This is a genomic window from Rhodovulum sp., from assembly GCF_011048875.1.
Taxonomy (GTDB): domain Bacteria; phylum Pseudomonadota; class Alphaproteobacteria; order Rhodobacterales; family Rhodobacteraceae; genus Rhodovulum; species Rhodovulum tesquicola.
Genome location: NZ_DSDD01000111.1, coordinates 1 through 3,925, shown reverse-complemented (window position 1 = coordinate 3,925; position 3,925 = coordinate 1). Strand labels below are relative to the sequence as shown.

Below are 3,925 nucleotides of genomic sequence, written 5' to 3'. Positions count from 1 at the left end.
GCTCGCCGCCCTGCTCGAAGACCGCGACCCGCTGCGCGGCGCAGGCGCCGACCTGACACTGCGCCTGCGCGCGCTGGCCGACCCCCGCGCCGAGACGCCCATCCCGCCCGACCGCGCAACGCTCGCCCGCATCCGCGCCGAAACGAAGCGCCTTGCCGCCCGCGCCCCCGACAGCCCCCGGCCAATGTCAGCGGGCGAGATGGCGTCGCTTGCCTATCCCGACCGCATCGGCCTGCGCCGCGAGGGCGAGGCGCCGCGCTTCATCCTGTCGGGCGGCAAGGGCGCCGCGATGGACGCGGCAGACCCGCTGGCAGGCCAGCGCCTGATCGTCGCGCTCGATCTAGACGGCGACACGCGCGAGGCCCGCATCCGCCTCGCCGCCCCGCTGACCGAGGCCGAACTGCGCACCACCCATGGCCCCGCCATCGCGTGGCACGAGATCTGCCACTGGTCAGACCGCGAAAACCGGGTGGTCGCGCGCCGCCAGGAACGTTTCGGGGCGCTTGTCCTCGACGACCGCCCCTGGCCCGACGCCCCGCCCGAGGCCATGGCCCGCGCCGCGCTCGACGGTATCCGGGCGCTGGGACTGCCCTGGACCGATTCCGCCCGCCGCTTCCAGGCCCGGGTCGAGCTGATCCGCCAGCAGGGCACGGACCTGCCCGACCTCTCGGACACCACGCTTCTGGACCGTCTCGACGACTGGCTCCTGCCCCATCTCTCCGGCACGCGCAGCGCCGAGGATCTCCGACGCCTCGACCTCCTGCCCGCGCTCCGCGCCTGCCTGAGCTGGGACCAACAGCAAGGCCTAGACCGCCTCGCACCGGCGCATTTCGAAACCCCGCTCGGCCGTCAGGTGCCCATCGACTATTCCGGCGACAGCCCGGCCATCGAATTGCGGCTTCAGGAACTCTTCGGCACCACGACACATCCCTGCATCGGCCCGAACCGGCTGCCGCTCCGGATCACGCTGCTGTCGCCTGCACAGCGCCCGGTGCAGGTCACGACCGACCTGCCGGGCTTCTGGGCGACCAGCTATTCGGATGTCCGCAAGGACATGCGCGGGCGCTACCCCAAACACCCCTGGCCCGAGGACCCCACCGCCGCCACACCCACATTGCGCCGGAAACCCCGGCCCTGAGCGTCTGTCAAATCGAGCGCCTGCGGCGCACGCCTTTCATCTCGGGCCCGGCCCTCCGGCCGGTCCCTCGCGTGGCGCCCCACTCCTGACTGCTGTTTCTTCTTGGCCCAAATACCCCCGCCGGAGGCGCCGCGCGCGCCCGCGCGCGGCCACGCCCAACCCCGGACAAGCGGGGCGCAAGCCCCGCGCGGGCCGGGGGCGGGAGCGCCCCGTCAGACGCCCAGGCACCAGCGCAGGATCGCCTTCTGCGCATGCAGCCGGTTCTCGGCCTCGTCGAAGATCACCGAATGCGGCCCGTCCATCACCGCACTTGTCGCCTCCTCGTCGCGATGGGCGGGCAGGCAATGCATGAACAGCGCATCCGGTTTCGCCGCCGCCATCAGCGCCTCGGTCACCTGGTAGGGGCGCAACTGGTTGTGCCGCCGCTCGCGCGCCGATTGCGGGTCATGCATGCTCACCCAGGTATCGGTCACCACGAGGTCCGCCCCCGCGACCGCGCGCATCGGATCGCGCTCGATCTCGACCCGCACACCCTTGGCGCGCGCCTCGGCCACGAAACCCGGCTCGGGGTCCAGCGTCGGCGGTCCGGTAAAGGTGAAATCGAAACCGAACTGCCCCGCGGCATGGAGGAAGGACGCGCAGACATTGTTGCCATCCCCCGACCACACCACCTTGCGCCCCCCGATCGGGCCGCGATGTTCCTCATAGGTCAGGATATCGGCCATGATCTGGCAGGGATGGCTGCGGTTGGTCAGCCCGTTGATCACCGGAACGCTGGCATGTTCGGCCATCTCGTGCAGTGTCGCCTCCTCGAAGGTGCGCAGCATGATCAGGTCGACATAGCGCGACAGGACGCGGGCCGTGTCGGCGATGGTCTCGCCATGGCCCAGCTGCATGTCCGCGCCCGACAGCACCATGGTCTGCCCGCCCATCTGGCGCACGCCCATGTCAAAGCTGATCCGCGTCCGGGTCGAGGGTTTCTCGAAGATCAGCGCCACCATCCGCCCCGAAAGCGGCTGATCGTCGTCCAGCGCCCCCCGGGGCCGTCCCGCCCGCGCCGTCTTCATCGCGCGGGCCGCGTCGATCATCGCCCGCAACTCGCCCGCATCCGTGGTGTGAAGATCGAGGAAATGCCTCATGCCCCCGCCCCCTTGCCTGCCAGCACGCCCGCCGCCGCATCGAGCCGGGCCAGCGCCTCGGCGATCTCCTCCTCGGTGACGTTCAGCGGCGGCAACAGCCGCACGACATTGTCCGCCGCGCCCACCGTCAACACCCCCTGATCATAGCCCGCCTGCACCAGATCGGTATTCGGCACCCGGCATTTCAGCCCCAGCATCAGCCCGACCCCGCGCACCAGTTCGAAGATATCGGGATGGCTTGCCACCAGCCCCTCCAGCTTCTGGCGCATCAGCCCGGCCTTGCGGTTCACCCCGTCCAGAAAGCCGGGGTCGCCGACGATCTCCAGCACCGCCTTGCCCACCGCGCAGGCCAGCGGGTTGCCGCCATAGGTCGAGCCATGCGTGCCCACGGTCATGCCGCTGGCGGCCTCCTCGCTCGCCAGCACCGCGCCCAGCGGAAAGCCGCCGCCGATGCCCTTGGCGATCATCATGATGTCGGGCGCAACCCCGGCCCATTCATGGGCGAACAGCTTGCCCGTCCGGCCCATCCCGCATTGCACCTCGTCAAAGATCAGCAGCGCCCCGGTCCGGTCGCACAGATCGCGCAGCCCCTTCAGGCAGGGTTCGGGCAGCGGGCGGATGCCCCCCTCGCCCTGCACCGGCTCCACCATGACCGCCGCCACGGTTCCATCAACTGCGGCCTCAAGCTCTGCGCCATGGGCCGGAAAGGGCAGATGGACAAAGCCCGGCAGCAGCGGCCCGAAGCCCCTGGTCATCTTTTCGGACCCCGCCGCCGCGATCGCGGCCGAGGACCGGCCATGGAACGCGCCCGCGAAGGTGACGATGTTCACCCGCTCGCCCTGGCCTTTGTCATACCAGTATTTCCTGGCCATCTTGACCGCGAGTTCGCAGCTTTCGGTGCCCGAATTGGTAAAGAACGCCGTGTCGGCAAAGGTCTTGTCCACCAGCGCGTCGGCCAGCGCCTGCTGTTCGGGAATGCAGTAAAGGTTCGACAGATGCCACAACCGGCCCGCCTGTGCCGTCAGCGCCGCGACCAGCGCGGGATGGGCATAGCCCAGCGCGTTCACCCCGATCCCGGCGCCGAAATCGAGAAAGCGGCGGCCATCCGTGGCGGTCAGCCAGGGGCCTTCGCCCCGCTCGAATTCCAGCGGCGCACGGTCATAGGTCGGCAGGATGGAAGGGATCATGCGGAAAATCCTTGGGATCAGAGGCCAAAGGGGTGCCCCACGGCCGGGATCGTGTCAACGTGGGAGAGGAAGACGCGTTGGCGCACGCGCAGGCGGCCGGGTCAGGCTCGGCGGCGTCGGCGCGAAAGAGGGCGGCACAGCAGCGTCATGGCCGCCCCGATAGCGCGGTTTCGCCGCCCTGTCCAGCACCGGGGCGCTCCCCCCGGCCACGGTTGCGATCCGCTCAGCCCTGGGGATGCACCGCGCCCGGGCCTGAGGCCTCCTTCGGCGCGGGCGGGGTTGCGGCCAGCAGCGCCAGCGGCCCCAGCAGCACGGTCAGCAACCGGCCATTCTCGCGCCGGGTGATATGCCAGCCGATATAGGGCAGCGTCTGGTTGTCGGCCTTCCAGGGGCGCGGCTCGGCCCAGTCATCCGCAAGCCGCAGGCAGAGGAAGACAGGCAGCGTTCGGCGCCGTTCGGGG

General features: G+C 70.3%; 4 protein-coding genes. 1 reads left to right on the top strand and 3 read right to left on the bottom strand.

Annotated elements, in window-relative coordinates; all coding sequences use genetic code 11:
- Positions 1–1,138: ATP-dependent helicase C-terminal domain-containing protein (locus tag ENN83_RS03820; protein ID WP_287184273.1), on the top strand; the 1,138-nt coding region annotated here is incomplete at its 5' end.
- A 212-nt stretch (positions 1,139–1,350) separates the two neighbouring features.
- On the opposite strand, the gene argF is transcribed toward ENN83_RS03820, so the two are convergent.
- From argF to ENN83_RS03805, 3 genes are all read right to left on the bottom strand, one after another.
- Positions 1,351–2,277, bottom strand: a complete 927-nt coding sequence (argF, locus tag ENN83_RS03815) for an ornithine carbamoyltransferase (RefSeq protein ID WP_132693946.1) — start codon at positions 2,275–2,277, stop codon at positions 1,351–1,353.
- The gene (locus ENN83_RS03810) at positions 2,274–3,464 is read right to left on the bottom strand and encodes an aspartate aminotransferase family protein (protein ID WP_287184271.1); all 1,191 of its coding nucleotides are present in this window, start codon (positions 3,462–3,464) and stop codon (positions 2,274–2,276) included. The genes argF and ENN83_RS03810 overlap by 4 nt, the downstream gene beginning before the upstream one ends.
- Before the next feature lie 223 nt (positions 3,465–3,687).
- Positions 3,688–3,925: hypothetical protein (locus ENN83_RS03805; protein WP_287184269.1), on the bottom strand; the 238-nt coding region annotated here is incomplete at its 5' end.